This is a genomic window from Roseomonas populi (assembly GCF_024594815.1).
Taxonomy (GTDB): domain Bacteria; phylum Pseudomonadota; class Alphaproteobacteria; order Acetobacterales; family Acetobacteraceae; genus Roseomonas; species Roseomonas populi.
Map to the genome: position 1 here is coordinate 553,030 of NZ_JANJOU010000001.1, position 23,878 is coordinate 576,907.

Annotated in this window: 23 protein-coding genes; 13 read left to right on the forward strand and 10 right to left on the reverse strand. The window is 70.8% G+C overall.

Annotation, left to right across the window (positions count from 1 at the left end; translation table 11 throughout):
• Window positions 1-74 precede the first annotated feature (74 nt).
• A complete protein-coding gene (locus tag NRP21_RS02760; RefSeq protein WP_257714623.1) occupies window positions 75-533 on the reverse strand; it encodes a GatB/YqeY domain-containing protein in 459 nt (152 codons plus the stop codon).
• Between the two features lie 138 nt (window positions 534-671).
• Between NRP21_RS02760 and carA the strand changes: the two genes are divergently transcribed.
• From carA to NRP21_RS02805, 8 genes are all read left to right on the forward strand, one after another.
• Window positions 672-2,069, forward strand: a complete 1,398-nt coding sequence (carA, locus tag NRP21_RS02765; RefSeq protein ID WP_257714624.1) for a glutamine-hydrolyzing carbamoyl-phosphate synthase small subunit — start codon at window positions 672-674, stop codon at window positions 2,067-2,069.
• A gap of 1 nt (window position 2,070) precedes the next feature.
• Complete coding sequence (locus NRP21_RS02770; protein WP_257714625.1) at window positions 2,071-2,703, forward strand: LysE family translocator; 633 nt, start codon at window positions 2,071-2,073, stop codon at window positions 2,701-2,703.
• The gene (locus tag NRP21_RS02775; RefSeq protein ID WP_257714626.1) at window positions 2,700-2,948 is read left to right on the forward strand and encodes a hypothetical protein; all 249 of its coding nucleotides are present in this window, start codon (window positions 2,700-2,702) and stop codon (window positions 2,946-2,948) included. Before NRP21_RS02770 ends, NRP21_RS02775 begins: the two co-directional genes overlap by 4 nt.
• Window positions 2,945-3,331, forward strand: coding sequence for a hypothetical protein (locus NRP21_RS02780; RefSeq protein ID WP_257714627.1), 387 nt, complete (start codon window positions 2,945-2,947; stop codon window positions 3,329-3,331). Before NRP21_RS02775 ends, NRP21_RS02780 begins: the two co-directional genes overlap by 4 nt.
• An 11-nt stretch (window positions 3,332-3,342) precedes the next feature.
• Window positions 3,343-6,591 (forward strand): carbamoyl-phosphate synthase large subunit, encoded by a 3,249-nt coding sequence (gene carB / locus NRP21_RS02785; protein WP_257714628.1) that lies wholly within the window; start codon window positions 3,343-3,345, stop codon window positions 6,589-6,591.
• Between the two features lie 201 nt (window positions 6,592-6,792).
• Entirely contained in the window at window positions 6,793-7,266 is a 474-nt protein-coding gene (gene greA, locus NRP21_RS02790) for a transcription elongation factor GreA (RefSeq protein WP_257714629.1), read from the forward strand.
• Window positions 7,267-7,276: 10 nt separating this feature from the next.
• Complete coding sequence (locus NRP21_RS02795) at window positions 7,277-8,512, forward strand: threonine ammonia-lyase (RefSeq protein WP_257714630.1); 1,236 nt, start codon at window positions 7,277-7,279, stop codon at window positions 8,510-8,512.
• A gap of 795 nt (window positions 8,513-9,307) precedes the next feature.
• On the forward strand, window positions 9,308-11,461 hold the full coding sequence (locus tag NRP21_RS02805) for a PBP1A family penicillin-binding protein (protein ID WP_257714695.1): 2,154 nt from the start codon (window positions 9,308-9,310) through the stop codon (window positions 11,459-11,461).
• Between the two features lie 15 nt (window positions 11,462-11,476).
• On the opposite strand, the gene NRP21_RS02810 is transcribed toward NRP21_RS02805, so the two are convergent.
• Window positions 11,477-11,968 (reverse strand): Lrp/AsnC family transcriptional regulator, encoded by a 492-nt coding sequence (locus NRP21_RS02810; protein ID WP_257714631.1) that lies wholly within the window; start codon window positions 11,966-11,968, stop codon window positions 11,477-11,479.
• 202 nt (window positions 11,969-12,170) lie between these two features.
• Between NRP21_RS02810 and trxB the strand changes: the two genes are divergently transcribed.
• A complete protein-coding gene (gene trxB, locus NRP21_RS02815; protein WP_257714632.1) occupies window positions 12,171-13,160 on the forward strand; it encodes a thioredoxin-disulfide reductase in 990 nt (329 codons plus the stop codon).
• Window positions 13,160-14,053 carry a LysR family transcriptional regulator gene (locus NRP21_RS02820; protein ID WP_257714633.1) on the forward strand — a complete coding sequence of 298 codons (894 nt, stop codon included), beginning with the start codon at window positions 13,160-13,162 and terminating at the stop codon, window positions 14,051-14,053. Before trxB ends, NRP21_RS02820 begins: the two co-directional genes overlap by 1 nt.
• Window positions 14,054-14,090: 37 nt before the next feature.
• Here NRP21_RS02820 and NRP21_RS02825 read toward each other — a convergent pair whose 3' ends face one another.
• Both NRP21_RS02825 and NRP21_RS02830 read right to left on the reverse strand, forming a co-directional pair.
• The gene (locus tag NRP21_RS02825) at window positions 14,091-15,686 is read right to left on the reverse strand and encodes an ABC transporter substrate-binding protein (RefSeq protein WP_257714634.1); all 1,596 of its coding nucleotides are present in this window, start codon (window positions 15,684-15,686) and stop codon (window positions 14,091-14,093) included.
• A gap of 87 nt (window positions 15,687-15,773) precedes the next feature.
• Window positions 15,774-16,751: an isopenicillin N synthase family dioxygenase gene (locus NRP21_RS02830; protein ID WP_257714635.1), complete on the reverse strand. Its 978-nt coding sequence runs from the start codon at window positions 16,749-16,751 to the stop codon at window positions 15,774-15,776.
• Window positions 16,752-17,245: 494 nt separating this feature from the next.
• Between NRP21_RS02830 and NRP21_RS02835 the strand changes: the two genes are divergently transcribed.
• Window positions 17,246-17,623 (forward strand): DUF6481 family protein, encoded by a 378-nt coding sequence (locus NRP21_RS02835; protein ID WP_257714636.1) that lies wholly within the window; start codon window positions 17,246-17,248, stop codon window positions 17,621-17,623.
• 63 nt (window positions 17,624-17,686) lie between these two features.
• Here the strand turns inward: NRP21_RS02835 and NRP21_RS02840 are convergent, their stop codons facing one another.
• Window positions 17,687-18,655 carry a Bug family tripartite tricarboxylate transporter substrate binding protein gene (locus tag NRP21_RS02840; RefSeq protein WP_257714637.1) on the reverse strand — a complete coding sequence of 323 codons (969 nt, stop codon included), beginning with the start codon at window positions 18,653-18,655 and terminating at the stop codon, window positions 17,687-17,689.
• Between the two features lie 150 nt (window positions 18,656-18,805).
• Between NRP21_RS02840 and NRP21_RS02845 the strand changes: the two genes are divergently transcribed.
• Window positions 18,806-19,633, forward strand: a complete 828-nt coding sequence (locus NRP21_RS02845; protein ID WP_257714638.1) for an NAD kinase — start codon at window positions 18,806-18,808, stop codon at window positions 19,631-19,633.
• Here the strand turns inward: NRP21_RS02845 and NRP21_RS02850 are convergent.
• Entirely contained in the window at window positions 19,623-20,507 is an 885-nt protein-coding gene (locus NRP21_RS02850; protein WP_257714639.1) for an alpha/beta fold hydrolase, read from the reverse strand. The two genes, NRP21_RS02845 and NRP21_RS02850, sit on opposite strands and share 11 nt — an antisense overlap.
• Before the next feature lie 160 nt (window positions 20,508-20,667).
• Between NRP21_RS02850 and NRP21_RS02855 the strand changes: the two genes are divergently transcribed.
• Window positions 20,668-21,642, forward strand: coding sequence for a Bug family tripartite tricarboxylate transporter substrate binding protein (locus tag NRP21_RS02855; RefSeq protein WP_257714640.1), 975 nt, complete (start codon window positions 20,668-20,670; stop codon window positions 21,640-21,642).
• Window positions 21,643-21,655: 13 nt separating this feature from the next.
• Here the strand turns inward: NRP21_RS02855 and NRP21_RS02860 are convergent, their stop codons facing one another.
• From NRP21_RS02860 to NRP21_RS02875, 4 genes are all read right to left on the reverse strand, one after another.
• Entirely contained in the window at window positions 21,656-21,856 is a 201-nt protein-coding gene (locus NRP21_RS02860; protein WP_257714641.1) for a hypothetical protein, read from the reverse strand.
• 57 nt (window positions 21,857-21,913) lie between these two features.
• Window positions 21,914-22,270 carry a hypothetical protein gene (locus NRP21_RS02865; RefSeq protein WP_257714642.1) on the reverse strand — a complete coding sequence of 119 codons (357 nt, stop codon included), beginning with the start codon at window positions 22,268-22,270 and terminating at the stop codon, window positions 21,914-21,916.
• A gap of 122 nt (window positions 22,271-22,392) precedes the next feature.
• On the reverse strand, window positions 22,393-22,818 hold the full coding sequence (rplQ, locus tag NRP21_RS02870; RefSeq protein ID WP_257714643.1) for a 50S ribosomal protein L17: 426 nt from the start codon (window positions 22,816-22,818) through the stop codon (window positions 22,393-22,395).
• Window positions 22,819-22,842: 24 nt separating this feature from the next.
• Window positions 22,843-23,856, reverse strand: a complete 1,014-nt coding sequence (locus NRP21_RS02875) for a DNA-directed RNA polymerase subunit alpha (RefSeq protein ID WP_257714644.1) — start codon at window positions 23,854-23,856, stop codon at window positions 22,843-22,845.
• Window positions 23,857-23,878 lie beyond the last annotated feature (22 nt).

Below are 23,878 nucleotides of genomic sequence, written 5' to 3' on the forward strand. Positions count from 1 at the left end.
CATCGTGATCAAACGCAGTGAAACTTTTACGCCGCTTGATCCGAGACAATCGTTCCGATCAGTTTACCGGAGGGTCACCCCCCCAGAGCCGCCTTTACCATCGGCCCGGCCTTGGCCATATCGAGCACCGCGGCGTGCTTCGCCTTCAGCACCGCCATGACCTTGCCCATGTCCTTCACGGAGCTAGCGCCGGTCTCGGTTACCGCTTCCTTAACGGCGGCCTGCATCGCGGCATCGTCCATCTGCTGGGGCAGGAAGGACTCGATCACCGCGATCTCCGCCTCCTCTTTCTCCGCCAGCTCCGGCCGGTTGCCCTGGCGGTACATCTCCACGCTCTCCCGCCGGCTCTTCACCATGCCGCGGAGCATGGAGGTGATCGCGTCGTCCCCGATCTGGTCCACCCCGCTCGGGCGGGAGGCGATGTCCGCGTCCTTCAGCTTGGCGGTGATCATGCGGATGGCGGAGGTGCGGGCCGTGTCGCCGGCGCGCATGGAGGCCTTCAACTCTTCAGTGAAACGGGCGCGCAGGCTCATTGCAGGTTCCTCTTGTCTCGGGGGCGCGGTTTAGATCGGATCGGCGGGAAGGGCCATGCGCTAGGCTGGGAAGAGACTTCCCAGGCCAGCATGCGGGGCAGCCTTCCCTTGGGAAAGAATTTCCCACATATTGGTGGCATGCGGACGGTCGAGCAGATTCTCACCCTCATGGGGGGCGCAAGCGCCGCGGCGGCGCATTGCGGCGTGGGCACTGAGGCCATTCGGAAGTGGCGCCAGGCCCGGGCTATTCCGCCACGCCACTGGGCGTCCGTGCTGGCCGCCACCGGCCTCTCTCTTGCAGACCTTCCCCGCGCCGACACTAACCCGCCCCCCACCCCGGAGCCCGAGATGAGCCCTGCAGCCACCCCCGCCCCGGATGCCGATGCCGTGCCCGAGGGGGCAACGGCCTGCCTCGTGCTGGGCAATGGAAAGGTCATCTGGGGCCACGGCTTCGGCGCCACCGGCAAGCGGGTGGGCGAGGTGTGCTTCAACACGGGCATGACCGGCTACCAGGAGACGCTGACCGATCCCTCCTACGCCGGCCAGATCATCACCTTCACCTTTCCTCATATCGGCAATGTCGGCGCCAATGCCGAGGACACGGAGGCGACCACCGCCGCCGCCCTCGGCCTCGTGGTAAAGGCGGACATCACCGAGCCTTCCAACTACCGCGCCACGCGCGACCTGGATGATTGGCTGAAGAGCAACGGCCTGCCCGGCATCTCCGGCGTGGACACGCGTGCGCTCACCACCCTGATCCGCGATGCCGGCGCCCCGAACGGCCTGATCTGCCACTCCCCAGACGGTATCTTCGACCTGCCGGCGCTGCGGGCGGAGGCGGCGGGCTGGCCGGGGCTGGAGGGGATGGATCTGGCGAAGCAGGTCTCCTGCACCCAGTCCTATCACTGGGATGGCGGCCTCTGGGCCTGGGGCCAGGGCTACGCGACCCAGACGGCGCCGAAGCACAAGGTCGTCGCCGTGGATTACGGCGCCAAGCGCAACATCCTGCGCTGCCTGGCCGATGCCGGCTGCGACGTGACCGTTGTGCCCGCCACCGCCACCGCGGAGGAGATCCTGCGGCACGGGCCGGACGGCGTGTTCCTCTCCAACGGCCCCGGGGACCCGGCGGCCACGGGCGAGTACGCGGTGCCGGCGATCCGGGGCGTGCTGGATGCGGGCAAGCCGGTCTTCGGCATCTGCCTGGGCCACCAGCTCCTGGCGCTGGCGCTGGGCGCGAAGACCTACAAGCTGGACCGCGGCCACCGGGGCGCGAACCAGCCCGTGAAGGACCTGGCCACCGGCAAAGTGGAGATCACCAGCCAGAACCACGGCTTCGCGGTGGACGACAAGTCGCTGCCGGAGGGCGTGAGGGTGACCCATGTCAGCCTCTTCGACGGCTCCAACGAGGGTATTTCCTGCGAGGGGCGCAACGCCTTCTCCGTGCAGTACCACCCGGAGGCCTCTCCGGGCCCGAGCGACAGCCACTACCTGTTCCACCGCTTCACCGACATGATCGAGCGGACGAAGGCGGGCTGACTTGCCGTCCCTCGCCTCCCTTCTCGCCTTCGCGGCGCTCTCGGTCGGGCTCGCGCTCACACCGGGGCCGAACCTGTTCTACCTGGTGTCGCGCACGCTGACCCAGGGGACGCGGGCGGGGATGCTGTCGTTGATCGGGTGCCAGTTCGGCAGCCTCGTCATCATGCTCGGCGCGGCGCTGGGCGTGACGGCGGCGCTGCTGGCGGTGCCCTATGCCTACGATGCCATGCGGCTGGGCGGCGCGGCCTATCTTGGCTGGCTGGCGTGGCAGAGCCTGCGGCCAGGCGGTCAGGCCCTTTTTTCCCCGCGGCCCATCCCGCCGGAGGGCGGGCTGCGCCTTTTCACCCTCGGCTTCGCGACGGCCGCGCTGAACCCGAAGGTGGCGCTGTTCTACGTCGCCGTGCTGCCCGCCTTCATGGACCCGGCGCGCGGCAGCCTCTTCACGCAGGGCCTGATCCTCGGCGCGGTGCAGATCGCCATCTGCACGGTTTTCGATGCGCTGATGGTGGGCGGTGCCGGCGGCGTGGCGCGCTTCCTCTCCACGCGCCCGGCCTGGCTGGCGGTGCAGCGCTGGGTTCTCGGCGGGGCGCTGGCCCTGCTGGCCGTGAAGCTGGCGACGGACCGCCGCGCATGATCCGCCTGCTGATCCTGGCGCTGCCCCTCTCCCTGCTGGCCTGGTGGGCGCTGGTCCGCGTCGGCCAGCCGCGGGACAGGGCCTGGCTGGGTGGGATCGCCATCTCCTTCGTCGCGCTCGGCGGGATCGTGTTCTTCGCGGATGCCGACCGGCAGGGCGGCCGCGCCCTGGCCGCCGCGCTCTGGGCGGGGGTGCACGCGGTGCTGTTCCTGATCGGCAAGCCATTCCTGGGGAGGGCGCGATGACGCCGCAGCTCGTTGCCGGCGCCGTTGCCATGATCGGCGTGCTGGCGCTGATCCTGAACCTGACGATCGTGCAGGCGATCTACCTTTTCGCCCTCTCCTACGTCCTTTTCGCCGCGGGGGCCGCGGCCACCACGCTGCTGATCCGCTGGGCCATCAAGCTCTTCCTCACGCCGGCCCTGCGGGTGACCGCGGCCCTGATCGGTTCCCTGGCCCTGCACGGGCTGGCCTGGTGGGACGGCTGGAATCCACTCGCCGGGCTCGCGCCCGATGCCGGTCCGGCCGCCGTGGCCGGCACCCTGCTCATCGCCCATGCGCCGGTGGCGATCCTGCTGCTGCGCAACCTCCCTGACGCGGCCCCGCCCGCCGTCCCGCCCTCTCGCTGAACGGAACGCCCATGCCGAAGCGCACCGACATCCAGTCCATCATGATCATCGGCGCCGGGCCGATCATCATCGGCCAGGCCTGCGAGTTCGACTATTCCGGCGCCCAGGCCTGCAAGGCGCTGCGCGCCGAGGGCTATCGCGTGATCCTGGTGAACTCCAACCCCGCCACCATCATGACGGACCCGGAGCTGGCCGACGCCACCTACATCGAGCCGATCACGACCGAGGTGGTGGAGAAGATCATCGCCAAGGAGCGGCCGGACGCCATCCTGCCCACCATGGGCGGCCAGACCGCGCTGAACACCGCGCTGAAGCTGGCCGAGGCAGGGGTGCTGGCGAAGTACGGCTGCGAGCTGATCGGCGCCAAGGCCGAGGTGATCGACAAGGCCGAGGACCGGCTGAAGTTCCGCGATGCCATGACGAAGATCGGCATCGAGAGCCCGCGCTCCGGCATCGCGCACTCCATGGAGGAGGCGCGCGCGGCGCTGGAGATGGTGAAGCTGCCCTGCGTGATCCGGCCGAGCTTCACGCTCGGCGGCACGGGCGGCGGCATCGCCTACAACAAGGAGGAGTTCGAGCAGATCGTGGCCGCCGGCCTCGACGCCTCCATGACGACCGAGGTGCTGATCGAGGAGAGCGTGCTCGGATGGAAGGAGTTCGAGATGGAGGTGGTCCGCGACAGCGCGGATAACTGCATCATCGTCTGCTCCATCGAGAACCTGGACCCGATGGGCGTTCACACCGGCGATTCCGTCACCATCGCCCCCGCGCTGACGCTGACGGACAAGGAATACCAGCGCATGCGCGATGCCAGCATCGCCTGCCTGCGCGAGATCGGCGTGGATACCGGCGGCTCCAACGTGCAGTTCGGCATCAACCCGGTGGATGGCCGCATGGTCGTCATCGAGATGAACCCGCGCGTCTCCCGCTCCTCCGCGCTCGCCTCCAAGGCCACCGGCTTCCCGATCGCCAAGATCGCGGCGAAGCTGGCGGTGGGCTACACGCTGGACGAGCTGGCGAACGACATCACCAAGACGACGCCGGCCGCCTTCGAGCCGACGATCGACTACGTGGTGGTGAAGATCCCCCGCTTCACCTTCGAGAAGTTCCCGGGCACCCCCGCGACGCTCACCACCGCGATGAAGTCGGTGGGCGAGACCATGGCGATCGGCCGTTCCTTCGCGGAGGCCCTGCAGAAGGGCCTGCGCGGGCTGGAGACGGGGCTTTCCGGCCTGGACGAGATCCCCATCCCCGGCGACGGATCGGAGGAGGCGATGATCGGCGCGCTGGCCACGCCAACGCCGGACCGCATCCTGACGGTGGCCCAGGCGCTGCGCGCCGGCCTTTCCGTGGAGACGATCCACAACGCCTGCAAGTTCGACCCCTGGTTCATCCGGGAAGCGGAGAAGATCGTGCGCGCCGAGGCGGGCGTGATCGAGAACGGCCTGCCGACCGATGCCACCGGCTTCCGCCGCCTGAAGGCCCTGGGCTTCTCCGACAAGCGCCTGGCGAAGCTGGCCGGGCTGCACGAGCCGGAGGTGCAGGCGCGGCGCGAGCGGCTGGGCGTGACGCCGGTGTACAAGCGCATCGACACCTGCGCGGCGGAGTTCGCCTCCTCCACCCCCTACATGTACTCCACCTATGAGGGCGGCTTCGGCACGCCGGTCTGCGAGAGCGACCCGACGGACCGGCAGAAGGTGGTGATCCTCGGCGGCGGCCCGAACCGCATCGGCCAGGGCATCGAGTTCGACTATTGCTGCGTCCACGCCGCCTATGCGCTGCGCGAGGCCGGGTTCGAGACCATCATGGTCAACTGCAACCCGGAGACGGTCTCCACCGACTACGACACCTCGGACCGCCTCTACTTCGAGCCGCTGACGGGCGAGGACGTGATCGCCCTGATCCGCAAGGAGCAGGAGAAGGGCACCCTCCTGGGCTGCATCGTGCAGTATGGCGGGCAGACACCCCTGAAGCTCTCGCAGGCGCTGGACAAGGCCGGGATCCCCATCCTCGGCACCTCCGCCGAGGCCATCGACATCGCGGAGGACCGGGAGCGCTTCCAGCAGATGCTCCAGGGCCTCGGCCTGAAGCAGCCGCAGAACGGCATCGCCCGCAACCTGGAGGAGGCGGAGAAGGAGGCGGAGCGCATCGGCTACCCCGTGGTGGTCCGCCCCTCCTACGTGCTCGGCGGCCGGGCGATGGAGATCGCGCACAACCACGAGCAGCTCCTGCGCTTCGGCAAGGAGGCGGTGAAGGTCTCCGGCGAGAACCCCATCCTGATCGACCAGTACCTGCAGGACGCGATCGAGGTGGACGTGGACTGCATCGCCGACGCCGATGGCGAGGTCTATGTGGCGGGCGTGATGGAGCACATCGAGGAGGCCGGGATCCACTCCGGTGACTCTGCCTGCTCCCTCCCCCCCTACTCCCTGCCGCCCGCCATCATCACGGAGCTGAAGGCCGAGACGGAGGCCATGGCCCGGGCCCTGAAGGTAAAGGGCCTGATGAACGTGCAGTACGCCGTTAAGGACGGCGAGATCTTCGTGCTGGAGGTGAACCCCCGCGCCTCCCGCACCGTGCCCTTCGTGGCGAAGGCCACCGGCGTGCCGGTGGCGAAGATCGGCGCGCGGGTGATGGCGGGCGCCAAGCTGGCCGAGTTCAAGCTGGATGACAGCCTGATCAACCGCCACGTCGCGGTGAAGGAGGCGGTCTTCCCCTTCAACCGCTTCCCCGGCGTGGACGTGCTGCTCGGGCCGGAGATGAAGTCCACCGGCGAGGTGATGGGCCTCGACCTCTCCTTCGAGCGCGCCTTCCTCAAGTCCCAGATGGGCGCGGGGGTGAAGCTGCCGGAGAAGGGAACGGCCTTCGTCTCCGTCAAGGATTCCGACAAGGCCGCGGCCGTCTCCCTCGCCCGGCGCCTGTCGGAGATGGGCTTCGACATCATGGCCACCCGCGGAACCGCGGCGCGGCTGCGGGAAGCGGGGCTGGCCGTGCGCGTGGTGAACAAGGTGCTGGAGGGCCGCCCGAACTGCGTGGACGCCATCAAGTCCGGCGAGATCCAGCTGGTGATCAACACCACGGGCGGCGGGCGCTCGGTCTCCGACAGCTTCGATATTCGTCGTGGCGCCCTGACCCAGGGCGTGCCCCACTACACCACCATCGCGGGTGCCCGGGCGGCGGTGCACGCCATCGCGGCGCTGCGGGCGGGCACCCTTGATGTGGCGCCGCTCCAGGCGTATTTTCAGCCTTCGTTCTCGTAAGGGGTCCTTCGGGATCCTACCCTCTCCGGGGCGGGACCGGCCGAAAGGCCGGCACCCGCCCCAAGCGTTTCAGCCGCCGCGTTCCCCGCCCGCCGATCGGCGACGGGGGCGCGGCGGCCGCATCTAGGCCGGCCCGGCGCCCCGTGAAGGGGCGCGGGGCCGGATTCGTGAGACGACCGCCAGTTCGGGGGAAACCCGCCCATGCAGAAGTTCCCGATGACCGCCGAGGGCCTCGCCCGTCTCGAGGAAGAGCTGCGCGTCCTGCGCGCCGAGGAGCGCCCGGCCGTGATCCGCGCCATCGCGGAGGCTCGCGCCCATGGCGACCTCTCGGAGAACGCCGAGTACCACGCGGCGCGCGAGAAGCAGTCCTTCATCGAGGGCCGCATCGCCGACCTGGAGGGGGTGATCCCCTCCGTCGAGGTGATCGACGTCGCCAAGATGTCCGGCGACCAGGTGCGCTTCGGCGCGAAGGTCACGATCGTCGACGAGGAGACGGAGGACGAGAAGACCTATCGCATCGTCGGCGCCTACGAGGCCGACATGAAGAACGGGTCGATCTCCATCTCCTCCCCGCTCGCCAAGGCGCTGCTCGGGCGCAAGGTGGGCGACAGCGTGGAGGTCCCGGCGCCGGGCGGGGCCCGCTCCGTCGAGATCACCAAGGTCGCCTTCAACTAAGCCGCCGGGCATGAGCGCGACCACCGCGGGCACCCTGGCGGCGCCGGCTATCACGCTCGCCGACGTGCGCGCGGCGGCAGAGCGCATCCGCGGCGCCGTGCTGCGCACGCCGATGATGCCCGCCCCCGCCATCGGCCGTGCCGCGGGCTGTGAGGTCTGGCTGAAGCTGGACAACCTGCAGGCCACCGGCGCCTTCAAGGAACGGGGCGCGGCGAACCGCCTGGCCCTGCTGACAGCGCGGGAGAAGGCGACGGGCGTGATCGCCATGTCCGCCGGCAACCACGCCCAGGCGGTCGCGCGCCATGCGAGCCTGCTCGGCATCCGCGCGACCATCGTTATGCCGCGCTTCACGCCCGCCACGAAGGTGGTGCGGACGGAGAGCTGGGGCGCCACGGTGGTCCTGCACGGCGAGACCCTGGCCGAGGCCGCAGCCCATGCCCACGCGCTGGCCCTCCGCGAGGGGCTGACCTTCATTCACCCCTATGACGACCCGGGCGTGATGGCGGGCCAGGGCACCATGGCGATCGAGATGCTGGAGGACGCCCCCGGCCTCGACACCCTCATCCTTCCCGTGGGCGGCGGCGGGCTTCTGGCCGGCTGCGCGGTGGCGGCGCTGGAGATGAACCCGGGCCTCCGCATCTACGGCGTGGAGGTGGAGGGCTACCCGGCCATGGCGCAGCGCCTGGCGGGCCAGCCCGTCTCCGTCGGCGGCCCGACGATCGCCGAGGGCATCGCCGTGCGCGACGTGGGCGAGGCCCCGCTGGCCCTGCTCCGGCGCCTGGGCATCGAGGTGCTGGTGGTGCCGGAACGCGCGGTGGAGCAGGGCATCGCCTTGCTGGCCGAGGGCGCGAAGGTGGTGGCCGAGGGCGCGGGCGCCACGGGCGTGGCCGCTATGCTGGCGCACCCTGCGCGCTTCGCCGGCCGCCGCGTGGGCACCCCCGTCTGCGGCGGCAATATCGACGCGCGGGCCCTTTCCAACGTGCTGCTGCGCCAATTGCTGCGCGATGGCCGCATCATGCGCCTGCACTTCGACATCCCGGACCGGCCCGGCGTTCTGGCCGACATCTCCCGCCGCATTTCCGAGGCGGGCGGGAACGTGATCGAGGTGAAGCACCAGCAGCTCTTCGGCGCGCCCACCGTGCAGTCCACGGAGCTGGAACTGATGATCGAGGTGCGCGATGCCGCCCAGGGCGCCGCGCTGATCGCCGCGCTGGAGGCGGGTGACTACGTGGTGCGCCGCGGCTAGGCACCGCCATGCTCTCTCTGGCGCAACCGGAAGGGCGTAATAAGGGTTCTCGGGGGGAGGTAGCAGCCCGGAGGCCCCGTTCCTTGCCCGCCCCCGCCCGCACGATTCCCCTTCTCCTGGCCGTGCTGGCCCTCTGCCTGCTGATTCCGTCCGAGGCGGAGGCCAAGCGGCGTGGTCGGGGCTGGGGGCCGGAGGCGGCTATCGCCAGTATCTTCGGCCTGCGCCTCTACGCACCGCCCCCGCCGCGCTATGCCGGGCCCCGGCGGAGCCGCCGGTCCGCCCCGGTGCGGGAGAACCCGCCGCCGGCCCCGCCCGAGGCCCCTGCCCTGGCAGCCGCCTCTCCGCCCAGGCCGAGCCCGGCCCCGGCACCCGGCCCGGCGCCCGTCGCGCAGCCGCTGCCGCCGGCCACACCGACCGCAGTAGCCTCGGCTACGCCGGCGTCTGCCGCCGCGGCCGTCCCGGTCCAGGCGGCGGCCGCGCCCCTTCCGCAGCCCGCAGCGCCGGCCCGCGGGCCTGAGCGGAGCAGTTGGATCGACCCGGTCCGTTGAGATAAGGGCCGGAGCAAAGGTGAGCATGGCGAGAGGATCGGGGCGGAACCCTTTTGGGCGCCCAAACGCGCAGCCGGGGCCAGCACTTCCCTCATCGCCTCAGGCTGCCCCTTCCCCTGCCCCAGCCGCTTCCCCGGCACCGGCCGCGGAGCGGCCGGCTACCCCTCCACTAACTGCCGCTGGTCCGGCATCGCCCGCTTATGCGCCGCGCGGCTTCCCCAGGCCCCGCTTCCCGGCCCTGGCGCCCGTGGCCGGGCGGACCTGGCGCGGGCTGCGCGCCGTCTTCCGCCCCGCCCGCCTGCTGCTCGCGGTTTGCCTATGCGGCCTGGCCGCCATCGGCTTCCTGGCCTGGATCATGTTCCAGATCCCGGTCGGCGGAGGGATGCAGCCGGACGCCACCCCCGCCTCCCTCATCCTCGAATCCCGCGACAGCGCCGCCTTCGCCGCCCGTGGCGTGCTGCGCGGCGACGCGATCGAGGCCGGGAAGCTGCCCAGGCCCTTGGCCGATGCCGTGGTAGCCATCGAGGACAGGCGTTTCTACGATCACAACGGAGTGGACCTTCGGGGCCTGTTCCGCGCCGTGCTGCGGAACGCCCAGGCCGGCCGTGCGCGCCAGGGTGCCAGCACCATCACCCAGCAGCTGGCCCGGTTGAGCTACCTTTCCCAGGACCGGTCCCTCACTCGCAAGATCCAGGAAGCGGTGCTCGCCCTCTGGCTGGAGGCGCGGCTGAGCAAGGAGGAGATCCTCGCCCGCTACATGAACGCGGCCTATTTCGGTGCGGGCGCCTGGGGCGCCGATGCCGCCGCCCGCCGCTACTTCGGCAAGGGGGCCGCGGAGCTGAGTCTCGGCGAGGCCGCGATGCTCGCCGGGCTGGTCCGCGCTCCATCCAGCCTCGCGCCCAACCGCAACCCGGAAGGGGCCTGGAAGCGGGCGGAGCTCGTGCTCTCCGTCATGCAGGAGACCGGGCACGCCACTCCGGAGGCCGTTGCCGCCGCCCGCGCCACGCCCCCTGCCCTGCGCGCCCCGCCGGAGATGTCCCCGGGCCGCGGCTATTTCGCGGACTGGGCGGAGTCCGAGGCGCGGCGCCTGATCGGCCCCCTGCCCGTGGACCTTTCCGTCCGCACCACGCTGGACCCCGCCCTGCAGGACTTGGCGGAGCGGGTGGTGGCGGGCTGGCTGGATGGCGAGGGCAAACGCGTGAACGCCACCCAGGCCGCGCTGCTGGCGCTCTCGCATGACGGCGCGGTGCTGGCGGCCGTCGGTGGGCGGGACTACGCGGCGAGCCAGTTCAACCGCATCACCCAGGCGCGGCGGCAGCCGGGCTCCCTCTTCAAGCTCTTCACCTACGCCGCCGCTCTCGAATCGGGGATGACGCCGGGCAGCACCGTCGTGGACCAGCCCGTGCGGATCGGGGACTGGGAGCCCGGCAATTACGGGGACCGCTTCCGCGGCCCGATGAGCCTGAAGGACGCCTTCGCCCATTCCGTGAACACGGTGGCCGTGCAGCTCTACACGGGGCTCGGCCGCCAGCGGGTGCTGGATGTGGCGAAGAGGATGGGGCTACGATCGGAAATGCCGGACGCGCCCGCCGTTTCCCTCGGTGCCGGGGAGGCGACGCTGCTGGAGATGACCTCCGCCTTCGCCGCCGCCGCGAACAACCGGGCCGTGGAGCCCTATGTCGTCCGCAGCGTCCGCGCCCGGGACCGCGCCCTGTTCACCCGGCCGGACACGATGCCGGGCGGTGCCCCGATCCTTTCCCCCACGGCGCAGCAGGGGCTGATGGAGCTGATGCTGGCGGTGGTCCAGAACGGCACCGGCACTGCCGCCCGGCTGGACCGGCCCGTGGCGGGCAAGACCGGCACCACGCAGGACAGCCGGGACGCCTGGTTCATCGGAATGACGGCGGACGTGGTCGTCGGCGTCTGGGTGGGGAACGACGACAATTCCCCCATGCGGAACGTGACGGGTGGCGCCCTGCCCGCCCGCATCTGGCAGGATTTCGTCCGCAACGCGGACCGCGCCAAGACCGCCGAGGCCCCGATGCCCGCCACAAGGCCCGCCCGCGCACCGGAGCCCATCCGCGCCCCGCCGATCCGGGGCGTGGCGAACGTGGTGGACACGGCGACGGTGCGGATCGGCAACCGCGCCCTGCAGCTGACGGGCGTGATCGGCATGCGCGGGGAATATGCCCGGCAGCTCGCCCTCTATCTCGCCGGGCGTGAGGTGGTGTGCGAGCCCGTGTCCGACGGGGCCCACCGGTGCAGCGTCGAGGGGCGCGACCTCTCGGACGTGGTCCTGTTCAACGGTGGCGGCCGGGCCAGCGCCGATGCCGCGCCCAACCTGCGGCAGAGCGAGGCGGAGGCGCGGGAGGCCGGGCGGGGCGTCTGGGCGGGAAGGTAGGGCCGGGCCCCGACCCTACCCCTCCACCGGCACCCCGGCCTCGTCCTTGGAGGTGCGGATGGTCTGCAGCGTGCGGACGTGCATGACGAGGTCGGAGCCTGTCAGCCGGTTCGTCAGCTCGTTCTCGTGGGAGGGGTTGCGGGCCACCAGCCGCAGCAGGAAGTCGCCGCCGCCGCGGATCATGTGGCACTCCCGCACCTCCGGCCAGTCCCGCACCATGGCCTCGAAGGCCTCCAGCACGGGCAGCTTCTGGCTCTCCAGCCCCACGACGGCGAAGAAGGTGATCTCCCAGCCGAGCGCGGACGGCTCCACATCCGCGTGGTAGCCGCGGATCACCCCTGCCTCCTCCAGCCGGCGCACGCGGCGCAGGCAGGGCGGGGCGGAAAGGCCCACCTTCGCGGCCAGGGCCACGTTTGTCATGCGGCCGTCGGCCTGGAGCTCGCGCAGGATCTCGCGGTCGGTCGCATCGAGGGCGCCAGGGCCGAAGCCAGTGCCGAGGTCTTTCAAGGGCGGGTCTTCTCTCGGGCCGGTCTTTGGATAAGCCGTGGCGGCCGACACTTCGGGCAGGACGCTCCGGCCGGGACTATCCCCCGAGGCGGGGGGCGGCTTCAAGGGTCGCCTCGCCGGTTAGGGACGCAGGGGTGGTGCAACGGCGCGCGCGCACCGATATGGTGGGCCCGCGACTCTGCACTGCTCTCAGGACATGGACGTGCCCGACACCCATCGCACGCGACTGCTCATCCTCGGCGCCGGCCCGGCCGGCTACACCGCCGCCATCTATGCGGCCCGCGCGGGGCTCGAGCCAATTCTCGTCGCGGGCCTCCAGCCGGGCGGCCAGCTGACCATCACCACCGACGTGGAGAACTACCCGGGCTTCGCCGCCGCGGTGCAGGGGCCGTGGCTGATGGAGCAGATGCAGGCCCAGGCCGCGCATGTCGGCACGCGCATCATCCAGGACGTGATCACGGGGGTGGAGCTGGGCGGGAAGCCCTTCCGGGCCACCGGCGACTCGGGCGACCTCTACGAGGCCTCCGCCATGGTGATCGCCACCGGCGCCCAGGCCCGCTGGCTCGGCATCCCCGGGGAGAAGGAGCTCTCGGGCTTCGGCGTCTCTGCCTGCGCGACCTGCGACGGCTTCTTCTTCCGCAACCGGGAGGTGGCGGTGATCGGCGGCGGCAACTCGGCGGTGGAGGAAGCCCTCTACCTCGCGGGGCTCGCCGCCAAGGTCACGCTGATCCACCGCCGCGACAGCCTGAGGGCCGAGCGGATCATGCAGGAGCGGCTGTTCAACCACCCCAAGATCTCCATCATCTGGAACACCGTGGTGGACGAGGCACTGGCGACTGAGGGCAAGCTCCGCGCCCTCCGCGCCCTGAAGCTGCGGGACCTGGCGGGTGGCGGCAGCTACGAACTGCCGGTGGACGGCATGTTCGTGGCCATCGGGCACGACCCGGCCACCGCCCTGTTCCGCGGCCAGCTCAAGACCGACGAGGACGGCTATATCGTGACAGAGCCCGGCTCCACCCGCACCAGCATCCCCGGCGTCTTCGCCGCCGGCGACGTGCAGGACCGGATCTACCGCCAGGCCGTCACCGCTGCCGGCAGCGGCTGCATGGCCGCGCTGGATGCCGAGAAGTGGCTGGCCCACATGCCGGACGACGCCCCGGCGGTCGCGGCCTATGACGCGGTGGACGGCTGATGCCGCTCGATTGGGATAAGCTCCGGGTCTTCCACGCCGTCGCGGAGGCGGGGTCCTTCACCCATGCCGGGGACACGCTGAACCTCAGCCAGTCCGCCGTCTCCCGCCAGATCCAGGCGCTGGAGGAGAGCCTGAACGTGCCGCTGTTCCACCGGCACGCGCGCGGGCTGATCCTGACGGAGCAGGGCGAGACGCTGAACAAGACGGTGCGCGAGGTCTTCGCCAAGCTGGCGATGACCGAGGCGCTGCTGACCGAGAGCCGGGAGCGCGCGGCGGGCCGGCTGAAGGTGACGACCACCACCGGCTTCGGCGCGAACTGGCTGGCGCCGCGCCTGGAGCGCTTCCTCAAGCTGCACCCGGACATGACGGTGACGCTGCTTCTGGACGACACGGAGCTGGATCTGGCGATGCGGGAGGCGGATCTCGCCATCCGCATGCACGCGCCACGTCAGCCGGACCTGATCCAGCGGCACATCGCGACCTTCGGCTGGAAGGTGGTGGGGTCGGCGGACTATCTGCGCGGCGCCGGCATCCCGCAGCGGGTGGAGGACCTGGATGCCCACCGGCTGATCATCTACGGCGACTATCACCCGCCCGTGGAGGACATCAACTGGCTGGCCGAGGCGGGGCGCCGCCCTGGTTCGCCCCGCAGGGCGGCAGTGGAGGTGAACTCACTGCCGGCCATGCTGCGGGCCGTGCGCTCCGGCCTCGGGATCGCTGCCCTGCCCGACTACATGGGCGATGACCTGGCGGATCTGGTGCCCGTGCTGACGGAGCTGAACACGCCGAAGATCGAGGCCTTCTTCGTCTATCCGGAGGAGATGCGGAACTCCAAGCGCGTGGCCGTGTTCCGCGACTTCCTCGTGGCGGAACTGGCTTCCAACGGCAGTTAAGGGCGGGGGGAAAGTCCCTCCCCCCCCCCCGCCCGGGTCAGCGCCGCTCGACGCCCCAGAACACCGGGAAGCTGAAGGGGACCACGCCCTTCAGGTCCGCCCGCCAGGCCGGCGGCCCGGCGAACTGGCCGGCGAGCACGTAGTCCACGTTGCGGTGCATGGCCGCCTGGATCTCGTCCGCCAGCGCCTTCTGCTCCTTCGGGTCGGCCGCCACGGCATAGCGCTTCAGCAGGTCCGTCATCGTCGGGTCGCAGTACCAGCCCGGCGAGTTGTCGGTGCAGTTGAAGGCGACCAGCGGGTTGGCGATGGGGTTCACCAGGTCGATCCCGTTGTTCACGATCGGGGCCACCGCCCAGCCTGTGCGGCCCAGCCGCTTCGCCGCTACCGTGGCGTAGTCGGAGGATTGCAGGTCCACGTTGAACCCGGCGCGGCGCATCTGGTCCGAGACGACGAGGCCGATCGGGTTCAGCAGCGCCGAGGTCTGGGCGTGCAGGAAGACCACCGGTTCCCCGCGATAGCCCGATTCCCGCAGGAGCTGGCGGGCGCGCTCCGTGCCGGCCTGCTGGAGTGCCTGGAGCCCGGCCTCGCTCGCCCCCGCCCAGCCGCACATGTAGATCGATCCGCATTGCGGGATGACGAGGTCCTCCGGCAGGCCCATGGCCGCCATCACCTCGGGCTGCAGCACCGCCGCCTGCAGGGCCTGCCGGGCCTTGAGGTCGTTGAAGGGCGGGGCGGCGTGGTTCACGTTCAGCAGGGCCAGGAACTGGTCCACCCCAGCCGGCTTGCCCACCACCACGCGGCGATCCCGGCGCATCGGCTCCACGAAGTCCGGCGGCAGGATCTCCAGGTAGTCCAGCTCCCCGGATTGCAGGGCGGCGGCGCGGGTGGACTGGTCCGTTACGCTGATCAGCTCAACCCGCTCCATCCTCGCCACCTTGCCGCCGGAGAGGCCGTCCGGCGCCTCCGCACGCGGGCGGTAGCGGGGGTTGCGGACGAAGCTGGCGCGCTCACCGGGGCGCCACTCGTTCCGCAGGAAGCGGTAGGGGCCGGAGCCCATCACCTCCGGCACCGCCACCGCGGCATCCATGTTCGCCAGCCGCGCCGGCATGATCACCGGCACCTGATGGCCGGAGCGGCCCAGCGCCTCGATCACGAAGGCGAAGGGGCGGTTCATCCGGAACTCGAAGGTCTTCGGGCCGGTGACCTGAACCTCGCGCACGGAGTCCATCATCGCCGTGCCGAAGGCCTCGCGCTTCGCCCAGCGGCGGATGGAGGCGACGCAGTCCTCGGCCGTCACCGGCGTGCCGTCGTGGAACTCCAGCCCGTCTCGCAGGGTGAAGCGCCAGGTCAGGCGGTCCGGCGTGACCTCCCAGCCCTCCAGCATCTGCGGGTGGAACTTCCCCTGGCTGTCGATGCCGACGAGAGTATCGAAGACGAGGTAGGCGAAGACCCGGGCCGAGTTGATCGTCGTGACGATCGGGTCCAGCACCTGCAGTTCGGTGTTCAGCGAGACGCGCAGGGTGCTGCCCTGGGCGCGCGCCGGTGCCGCGGGGAAAATGCCCGTGCCAAGGACCCCCGCGCCAAGGACCATGGAGGCGAGGGCGCAGGCCCCCGCCAGCCGAGAGAATCGCATCGCCGTTCCTTTGTTCGTGGTCGTCACGCTGCCGTGCGATGCCCCGGGGAACGGGGGCGGCGGTTCTTCTCCCCTTCCCTGCCGCCCTCAGGTGGCGGGTGCGGCCTCTTCCTTCTTCTGGCGGAAGTGGTCGTAATTCGCCCCGCGGAAGGCGGCCATGTAGTCGCCCACGGTCTGCGCCGGGAATTTCGGGGGGTTCGCCGCATCCGTGCAGCCCGGCAGCGCCTCGATCAGCGTCTCCGGGTTGGGGTGGAAGAAGAAGGGGATGGCGTAGCGGGGCTTCGGTTCCTTGTTGAACGCCCGGTGCGGCGTGGAGAGGAAGCGCCCGTTGGTCCAGCGGTTCAGCACGTCGCCGGTGTTCACCACGAAGGTGTCTGGCAGCACCGGCGCATCGATCCACTCGCCGGCCTGGGTGCGGATCTGCAGCCCGGGCACGGGGTTCTGCGCCAGCAGGGTGATGAAGCTGGAATCCGTGTGCGGGGCGATGCCGAATTCATCCGCGCCGTACTCCACCGGCGGGTAATGGGTCAGGCGCAGGGAACTAAGGGATTGGTCGCAGAGCGGGCCGAAGTAGCCGGCCGGCAGGTCCAGGGCGCGGGCGTAGATCGGCAGCATCCGGAGCGCCAGCGCCTCCACCGCCGCGTAGTAGCGCAGCGTAACCTCCTTGAAGGACGGCAGGGATTCCGGCCAACGATTGACGGGGTGCTCCGGGTCGCGCTCCGGGTTGACGAAGAAGGCCTCGTTCTCGTTCGGCTTGCGGACCGCGTTCAGCCCGTTGGCCCGCGCCACGCTGGACTTGTAGGGGAGGTAGCCCTGCATCCGGTCGTCCAGCTTCAGGGCCATCTTCTCCTCCAGCGGCAGGGCGTGGAAGGCAGCGGCCGCTGCGAAGGTCTCCCGAATCAGATCCACGGGCACGCCGTGGTTCCGGATGAAGAGGAAGCCGACCGTCTCGCAGATGTGGCGGAGTTCCGCCGCGGTGGCCTCCAGCGCGCCGGGCTCCCCGGCGAAGCAGGGGCCGAGGTCGATGATGGGGATCGAATCCGTGCGGTCAGTGTCGAGTGGCATGGAGGGCTCCGCCTGTCGCGCTTCGTGACGCGGTCCGATCCTCCCGGCGCAAGGAGAGCGGCGTCAAGCGAACAGTGCCTGAAACTTCATCTTCCCCGACCTTAAACGCTCATTGTATGAACAACCAGAACTCCACTGCCTTAAATAACGTCAACTCCGAGTCCGGACAGGGCGAGTTCATTTCGTGCTGCGCTGCGTCATGCACCCCCTGCATGGCGGGTGAACATTCTTGGCGCGCCCTGCGTCCGGCGTCCGGGCTTAGCCTTCTCTTGTTCGGTGATTGGATCCGGACGGGGTCCTTGGATCCCCGCGTCTCCCAGACGTGAAGCCTCCCTGTATGCACTTGCCCGGAAGGCTCAGGCTTCAGGCCGCGGCTTTCCGGGCTTTCTTTTTTGCCCGCGCGATGCCACCTGAGCGCCGACGCGCGACACGGGCCGACGGGCGGCCAGGACCAGCCGGCGCGGCCCCGCACCGGACCCCATCAGAGAGAGACGATGCGAACCCTCAAGGGCACAGACTTCAACGACCGCAGCAAGAACTCCTTCGAGGCCAAGAAGGCCCTTCTCGAGCGCTTCAAGGCGCGGCCGACGGCGGAGGACCCGGCCGTGCAGGCCCGGATGGAGGAGCGCCGGCGGATCATCGAGGCGCGCGAGGCGCGCGAGGCCGAGCGCCGCCGCCTGAAGGAGGAGGAGAAGGCCCGCCAGGAGGCCGAGCGCCTTCGGCTGATCGCCGAGGAGGAGGCCCGCCAGGCCGAGCTGGCCCGCCAGGCCGCCGAGGCTGCCGAGCGGGCCCGCCAGGAGCTGATCGAGGCCAAGCTTGAGCGCGACCGCCGCTATGCGGCCCGCAAGGCCCGGGCGAAGGGCAAGAAGTAAAGCCGGCCCCGGCCCCGTTCTGCGCCGCCGGTCCCCCTGGGGCCGGCGGCGTTTTCGTGCGCGCTACTCGGCCCGGATCCCGGCCTCGCGCACCAGCGTTGCCATCTCCGCCCGCCCCTGGGCGACGAAGCGGGCGAAATCCGCGGGCGAGGACCCGACGGGCACGGCGACGAGCTGGTCCAGCCGCGCCTTCACCTCCGGATCGGCCATGGCGGCCTGGGTGGCGGCGTGCAGCCGCTCCGCGATCGGCATCGGCGTGCCGGCCGGGGCGAAGAGGGCGCACCACTCCGCGATGGTCAGGCCGGGGAGGCCCGCCTCGGCGAAGGTGGGGACATCCGGGCGGGAGGCGACGCGCGCTTCCGTGGCCACCGCCAGCAGCCGTGCCCGGCCCGAATCGGCGATCGGCCCGGCAGAGAGAACGGTGATGAACGCGCCGTCCAGCACCCCCGCCGCCAGATCGCGGGCCGCGTCCGCGCCACCGCGATAGGGCGCGTGAGTCACCTCGATTCCCGCCAGCCGCTGGAACTGTGCCAGCGCCAGGTGGCCGGCCGTGGCATTCCCTTGGGTGCCCATGTTCAGCGTGCCCGGCCGCGCCTTCGCCGCCGCGATGAAATCCGCCACGCTGCGGATGGGGCTGTCCGCCTTCACCGCCAGCACCTGCGGGAAGGTGGTGGCCAGCGTCACCGGCAGGAAGGCCGTGGCGTAGTCGAAGGAGAGCCCCTTCAGCAGGCTGGGGTTCACGACGTGGGAGGAAGCGTCCCAGAGCAGCGTGTGCCCATCCGGCGCCGCCTGGGCCACCACCGCGCCACCGTTGGAGCCGCTGCCGCCCGTGCGGTTCTCCACCACCACTGTCTGCCCGATCCGGTCGCCCAGGCGCGGCGCCAGCACGCGGGCCACGCTGTCCGCCGCACCGCCGGCCGCGAAGGCGACGATCAGCCGGATGGGGCGGTTGGGCCAGGCGGGCTGGGCGCGCGAGAGGGCCGGCATGGCCAGGGCCCCCGCCAGTCCCAGCATGGTACGGCGTCCGAACATGGCCCTCTCCTCTCCCGCGTCGTTGCCGGGATGGATGCCGCGGCCACGCCGTGCGTCAACCCCCACGGCTTGCGGCGAGGCCGCGCAGCGCGCTTGATGCGGCACCATGCCGACGATGATCCGAGCCGGGCGGTCGCACGCCCCCCACCCATGACGGCGGCCCTCCTCGGCAATGCGCCCGATCCCGATGGGCTGCGCGAGCTGCCGGAGGACCTCTCCGGCCGCATCACCTTCCTGGCCGCGACCTCGGAGGAGGCTGGCGCCGCGCGTGCGCGGCTGGTGGAGATCTACGGAGACGCGCCTCTGGACGAGGCGGCGGTGGTGGTGGCGCTGGGCGGTGATGGCGCGATGCTGGAGACCCAGCACCGCCTGCTCGGCCGCAATCTGCCGGTCTACGGGATGAACCGCGGCAGCGTGGGCTTCCTGATGAACCCCTACCGGGAGGAGACCCTGCCGGAGCGGCTGCGCGCCGCACAGGCCGCGCTGCTGCAGCCCCTTCGCATGCGTGCCACGCGCGCGGACGGAGAAGTGGAGGAGGCGCTGGCCATCAACGAGGTTTCCCTGCTGCGGGAAACGCGGCAGGCCGCGAAGATCCGCATCCTCGTGGACGGGAAGGAGCGGATGGCGGAGCTGATCTGCGACGGCATCCTGGTGGCCACCCCGGCGGGCAGCACGGCCTACAACCTCTCCGCCCACGGCCCGATCATCCCGCTGGGGACGAACCTGTTGGCCATGACCCCCATCTCCGCCTTCCGCCCCCGCCGCTGGCGGGGGGCGCTGCTGCCCGGCAACGCGGCCGTCGCCTTCGAGATCCTGGAGACGGAGAAGCGCCCGGTGGCCGCGGTGGCGGACTACACGGAGGTGCGCGACATCCGCCGCGTGGAGATCTGCGAGGACCGGCACGTGCGGCTGACGATGCTCTTCGACCCCGACCACGGCCTGCCCGAGCGCATCCTCGCCGAGCAGTTCACGGTTTGAGGAAGCCCTCCAGCGCCGCCAGCACCTCCTCCGGCGCCTCCTCCGCCAGGTAGTGGCCGCTGTTCACCGGCCCGCCCTCGATCGTGTTGTCCGCATAGTCCCGCCAGAGCTTCAGGGGCTCGTACCACTTGCCGATCTTCCCCTTGGAGCCCCAGAGCACGAGCATCGGGCAGCGCACCCGCACGCCCTCCGCACGGGAGGCGCGGTCGTGCTCCAGGTCGATGCCGGTGGCGGCGCGGTAGTCCTCGCAGATGGATTCCACCGTGCCCGGCAGGTTCAGGGCGGCGAGGTAGTCGGCCCGCGCCTCCAGGTGGAAGAAGCCATCGTCTTTCGGCTCGCGCGAGGTGTGCAGGCGGAACCAGTCCTCCACGTCGCGGCGGATCAGTCGCTCCGGCAGGGGATGCGGCTGGGCCAACCAGAACCAGTGGTAGTAGCCCAGGGCGAAATCCATGTCCGTCCGCTCGAAATGCGCGAGGGTGGGGACGATGTCCATCGTGCAGAGCCGCTCCACCCTGCCGCCGTGGTCCAGCGCAAGGCGGTGCGCCACGCGGGCACCGCGGTCGTGGCTGACGACGCCGAAGGTCTGGTGGCCGAGGGCGGTCATCAGAGCGGCCATGTCCGCCGCCATGTCACGCTTGGAGAAGGCGGCGCTGCCGGGCGCGACCGGGGGCTTACTGCTGAAGCCGTAGCCGCGCAGGTCCGGGAGGACCAGGGTGAAACGGCGGGCGAGCACGGGCGCGACCTTGTGCCACATGGCGTGGGTTTGCGGGTTGCCGTGCAGCAGCAGCAGCGGCGGCCCATCCCCGCCGCGACGCAGGCGGAGCGTGACACCGTTCACCTCCCGGCCCTCCAGCTTGAACCCCTCGAAGAACATGCGCCTTCCCTCTCCGGTGCGCGGCCATCCTGCGCCGGCGCGCGCCGCGCGTCAGCCCTGGGCGGGGCACCGTTCCCAGCGGGGCCGATCCGTGCGATCCGTCGGGGCAATCCCCCGCGCCATGCGCGGCTGACCGGATAAGGGATGGGAGGTGCCCGCCATGCTCAAACGTCGTCTCGCCCTGGCCCTGCCGGGCCTTCTCGCCATGCCCGCTATCGCGCGCGCCCAGGACTGGGTTCCGACGCGCCCGATCGTGCTGGTGGTCCCCTACCCCGCCGGTGGCCCGACCGACGTGCTGGCGCGGATGGTGGCCGGGGAGATGGCGAAGGACCTCGGCACCGCCGTGGTGGTGGAGAACGTGGCGGGTGGCGGCGGCTCCATCGGATCGCGTCGCGTGGCGACGGGCCCGGCGGACGGCACCTCCATCATGCTTGCCTCCAACCAGACCCACGCCACCAACGTCTCCCTGTTGCCGGATGGCGGCGGCTACGACCCCGTGCGGGACTTCGTGCCGATCGCCGGTCTTGCGGACCTGCAGCACATCCTGGTGGTGCGGCCGGATGTGCCGGCGAACTCCGTCCCGGAGCTGCTGGCCCTGGCGAAGGCAAGGCCGGGCAGCCTCACCTGCGCCTCCACCGGACAGGGCTCGGCCTCACACCTCACGCTGGAACTGTTCCGGGCCAAGACGGGGGCGGACATGGTCCACGTGCCCTACCGTGGCTCCTCGCCGATGCTGAACGACCTGCTGGGCGGCCACGTGCAGGCCAGCTTTGCAACGACCCCGACCGTGCTGACACAGGTACAGACAGGCAAGCTGCGCGGGCTGGCCGTGGCCTCCCCTCGCCGCTCCCCGCACCTGCCGGAACTGCCAACCCTGGCCGAAGCCGGCGTTCAGGGAGTGGAAGCGGATGCTTGGTTCGGCCTCTTCGCGCCCGCGGCCGTTCCCGCACCGGCCCTGGCGCGGCTCAGGGCCCTGGCGCTCGCCGCCATGGCGCGGGAGCCTGTGCGCGCCCGCACGACCGAGGTGGGCATGACCGTGAACGTGCGGGACGCCGACGCCATGGGCGCGTTCCTGAAAGAGGACATCGCCCGCTGGGCCGAGGTGATCCGGGTGGCGAACGTCAAGCCGGAGTAGCCCTCCCGCCCTTCTAAGCCATGCGGTCGGGCGGGGATGAGGGCGGGGTGTCCCGGCCCGCCCCCGCCTTCGCCATCAGCCCGGTGACGAGCGCCGCGACCAGCGCGATGGCGGCCACGGCAAGAAGCGCGATGGAGAAGCCGAGCTGAAGCACCCGCGCCAGCAGGGCGAGGACGGCAAAGAGAACGGCGAGGCCGAGAGCCCAGCGCATCATGGCGTAAGTCCTTCCAGATCCGCAGGGGAACGGCGGGCCGGGCCAGGCGTTGCCGCCCTACTCCGACCGGAAGGACTTCAGGTCCGGCTTCACCGCCAGCACCGCCTCGGCCAAAGGTGCGGGCCAGGGGGCGCCGCGCGTGGGGACCGTGAGGCTGGCAACCCCTTCGTCGAGGAGCAGAAGGTAGAAGCGCTCCGTGCGGCTGTCGTAGCCCAGGAAGAGCCCGGCCTCGGCGCAGTCGCCGCCGTCGCAGGTCCACCCGAAGACGAAGCGGTCCTCCGAGACGCGCAGCGCGCCGGGATTTGCGGCGCGAAGGTGCCGCAGGATGTAGGTCTGCCGCCCGCGCGCCACGGAGCGGAAGCCGATGCTCACGTCCGGATGCGCCGCGAGCCGCGCCACGGGCTGCCCGGCCAAGGTCAGGGGCGAGGGCTCCGGCACCGGCTGCGCGGCGGCGGGAGCGGAGAGGAGGCCCGCTAAAAGCAGAAGGGCGGGTGGTCCCCCACCCGCCCTTCGCGACGCCGTACGGCGAGGCGAATTCACGCCTCGGCCGCTTCTTCCTCAACCACCTCGGGCTTCGGACCGCTGTCCAGGCCCTTGGCGGCCACGTCGCGCTCGACCAGCTCGATCACCGCCATCTGGGCGGCGTCGCCGTAGCGAATGCCGGCGCGCAGCACGCGGGTGTAGCCGCCGTTGCGGGCCGAGTAGCGCGGCGCGAGCGTATCGAACAGCTTGCGGACCACCGCCGCGTCGCGGATCTGCGCAGCCGCCTGGCGGCGGGCGTGCAGGTCGCCGCGCTTGCCGAGGGTGATGATGCGCTCCACGTAGGGGCGCAGCTCCTTGGCCTTCGGCAGCGTGGTGGTGATCTGCTCGTGCTTGAGCAGGCTGGTCGCCATGTTGCGGAACATGGAGATCCGGTGGGCGGAGGTGACGCCGAGCTTCCGGCCCGAGACCCCGTGACGCATTGACTTAGTCCTTTTCTCGGCCGCTCAGAAGGGTTCGTCGACCTTGCGGGCCAGGTCCTCGATGTTCTCGGGCGGCCAGCCCGGGACGTTCATGCCGAGCTGCAGCCCCATGGAGGTGAGAACCTCCTTGATCTCGTTGAGAGACTTGCGGCCGAAGTTCGGGGTACGCAGCATCTCCTGCTCGGACTTCTGAACGAGATCGCCGATATAGACGATGTTGTCGTTCTTCAGGCAGTTCGCCGAGCGGACGGAGAGCTCGAGCTCGTCCACCTTGCGGAGCAGGTTGCGGTTGAACGGCAGGTCGTCCTCAACCTCGGCGGGGCGCGCCTCGCGCGGCTCGTCGAAGTTGATGAAGAGCTGCAGCTGGTCCTGCAGGATGCGCGCGGCGAGGGCCACGGCGTCATCCGGCGTCACCGTGCCGTCCGTCTCCACGTTCAGCACCAGCTTGTCGTAGTCCGTGCGCTGGCCAACGCGGGTCGGCTCCACGCGGTAGGCCACGCGGCGCACCGGGGAGTAGATGGCGTCCACGGGGATCAGGCCGATCGGCGCGTCCTCGGGGCGGTTCTCGGAGGCGGGGACATAGCCCTTGCCCGTGGAGACGGTGAGCTCGGCGTTCAGCCTCGCGCCATCATCCAGCGTGCAGATCACCAGTTCCGGGTTGGCGATCTCGATATCGCCCGTCACCTGGATCTGGCCGGCCGTAACCTCGCCGGGGCCGGTCGCGGTGAGGGAGAGGCGCTTGGAGCCCTCGCCCTGCATGCGGATGGCCAGCCGCTTGATGTTCAGCACGATGTCCGTGACGTCCTCGCGGACGCCCGGCAGGGAGCTGAACTCGTGCAATGCGCCGTCGATCTGCACCGCCGTCACCGCCGCGCCCTGGAGGGACGACAGCAGGATGCGGCGCAGCGCGTTGCCGAGGGTCATGCCGAAGCCGCGCTCCAGCGGCTCCGCGACGATGGTCGCGGAACGGGAGGGGTCGTTGCCCCCCTCCACGTCCAGACGCTCGGGCTTGATGAGGGAACGCCAGTTGCGATCCATCGCGCCACTCATGGTGGTGTTA

Excerpts from the sequence above, each read along its gene's own strand:
- NRP21_RS02760 (WP_257714623.1), bottom strand. The coding sequence starts at position 533 with ATGAGCCTGCGCGCCCGTTTCACTGAAGAGTTGAAGGCCTCCATGCGC.
- carA (WP_257714624.1), top strand. The coding sequence starts at position 672 with ATGCGGACGGTCGAGCAGATTCTCACCCTCATGGGGGGCGCAAGCGCC.
- NRP21_RS02775 (WP_257714626.1), top strand. The coding sequence starts at position 2,700 with ATGATCCGCCTGCTGATCCTGGCGCTGCCCCTCTCCCTGCTGGCCTGG.
- NRP21_RS02780 (WP_257714627.1), top strand. The coding sequence starts at position 2,945 with ATGACGCCGCAGCTCGTTGCCGGCGCCGTTGCCATGATCGGCGTGCTG.
- carB (WP_257714628.1), top strand. The coding sequence starts at position 3,343 with ATGCCGAAGCGCACCGACATCCAGTCCATCATGATCATCGGCGCCGGG.
- greA (WP_257714629.1), top strand. The coding sequence starts at position 6,793 with ATGCAGAAGTTCCCGATGACCGCCGAGGGCCTCGCCCGTCTCGAGGAA.
- NRP21_RS02795 (WP_257714630.1), top strand. The coding sequence starts at position 7,277 with ATGAGCGCGACCACCGCGGGCACCCTGGCGGCGCCGGCTATCACGCTC.
- NRP21_RS02820 (WP_257714633.1), top strand. The coding sequence starts at position 13,160 with ATGCCGCTCGATTGGGATAAGCTCCGGGTCTTCCACGCCGTCGCGGAG.
- NRP21_RS02825 (WP_257714634.1), bottom strand. The coding sequence starts at position 15,686 with ATGCGATTCTCTCGGCTGGCGGGGGCCTGCGCCCTCGCCTCCATGGTC.
- NRP21_RS02830 (WP_257714635.1), bottom strand. The coding sequence starts at position 16,751 with ATGCCACTCGACACTGACCGCACGGATTCGATCCCCATCATCGACCTC.
- NRP21_RS02835 (WP_257714636.1), top strand. The coding sequence starts at position 17,246 with ATGCGAACCCTCAAGGGCACAGACTTCAACGACCGCAGCAAGAACTCC.
- NRP21_RS02840 (WP_257714637.1), bottom strand. The coding sequence starts at position 18,655 with ATGTTCGGACGCCGTACCATGCTGGGACTGGCGGGGGCCCTGGCCATG.
- NRP21_RS02845 (WP_257714638.1), top strand. The coding sequence starts at position 18,806 with ATGACGGCGGCCCTCCTCGGCAATGCGCCCGATCCCGATGGGCTGCGC.
- NRP21_RS02850 (WP_257714639.1), bottom strand. The coding sequence starts at position 20,507 with ATGTTCTTCGAGGGGTTCAAGCTGGAGGGCCGGGAGGTGAACGGTGTC.
- NRP21_RS02855 (WP_257714640.1), top strand. The coding sequence starts at position 20,668 with ATGCTCAAACGTCGTCTCGCCCTGGCCCTGCCGGGCCTTCTCGCCATG.
- NRP21_RS02860 (WP_257714641.1), bottom strand. The coding sequence starts at position 21,856 with ATGATGCGCTGGGCTCTCGGCCTCGCCGTTCTCTTTGCCGTCCTCGCC.
- rplQ (WP_257714643.1), bottom strand. The coding sequence starts at position 22,818 with ATGCGTCACGGGGTCTCGGGCCGGAAGCTCGGCGTCACCTCCGCCCAC.
- NRP21_RS02875 (WP_257714644.1), bottom strand. The coding sequence starts at position 23,856 with ATGGATCGCAACTGGCGTTCCCTCATCAAGCCCGAGCGTCTGGACGTG.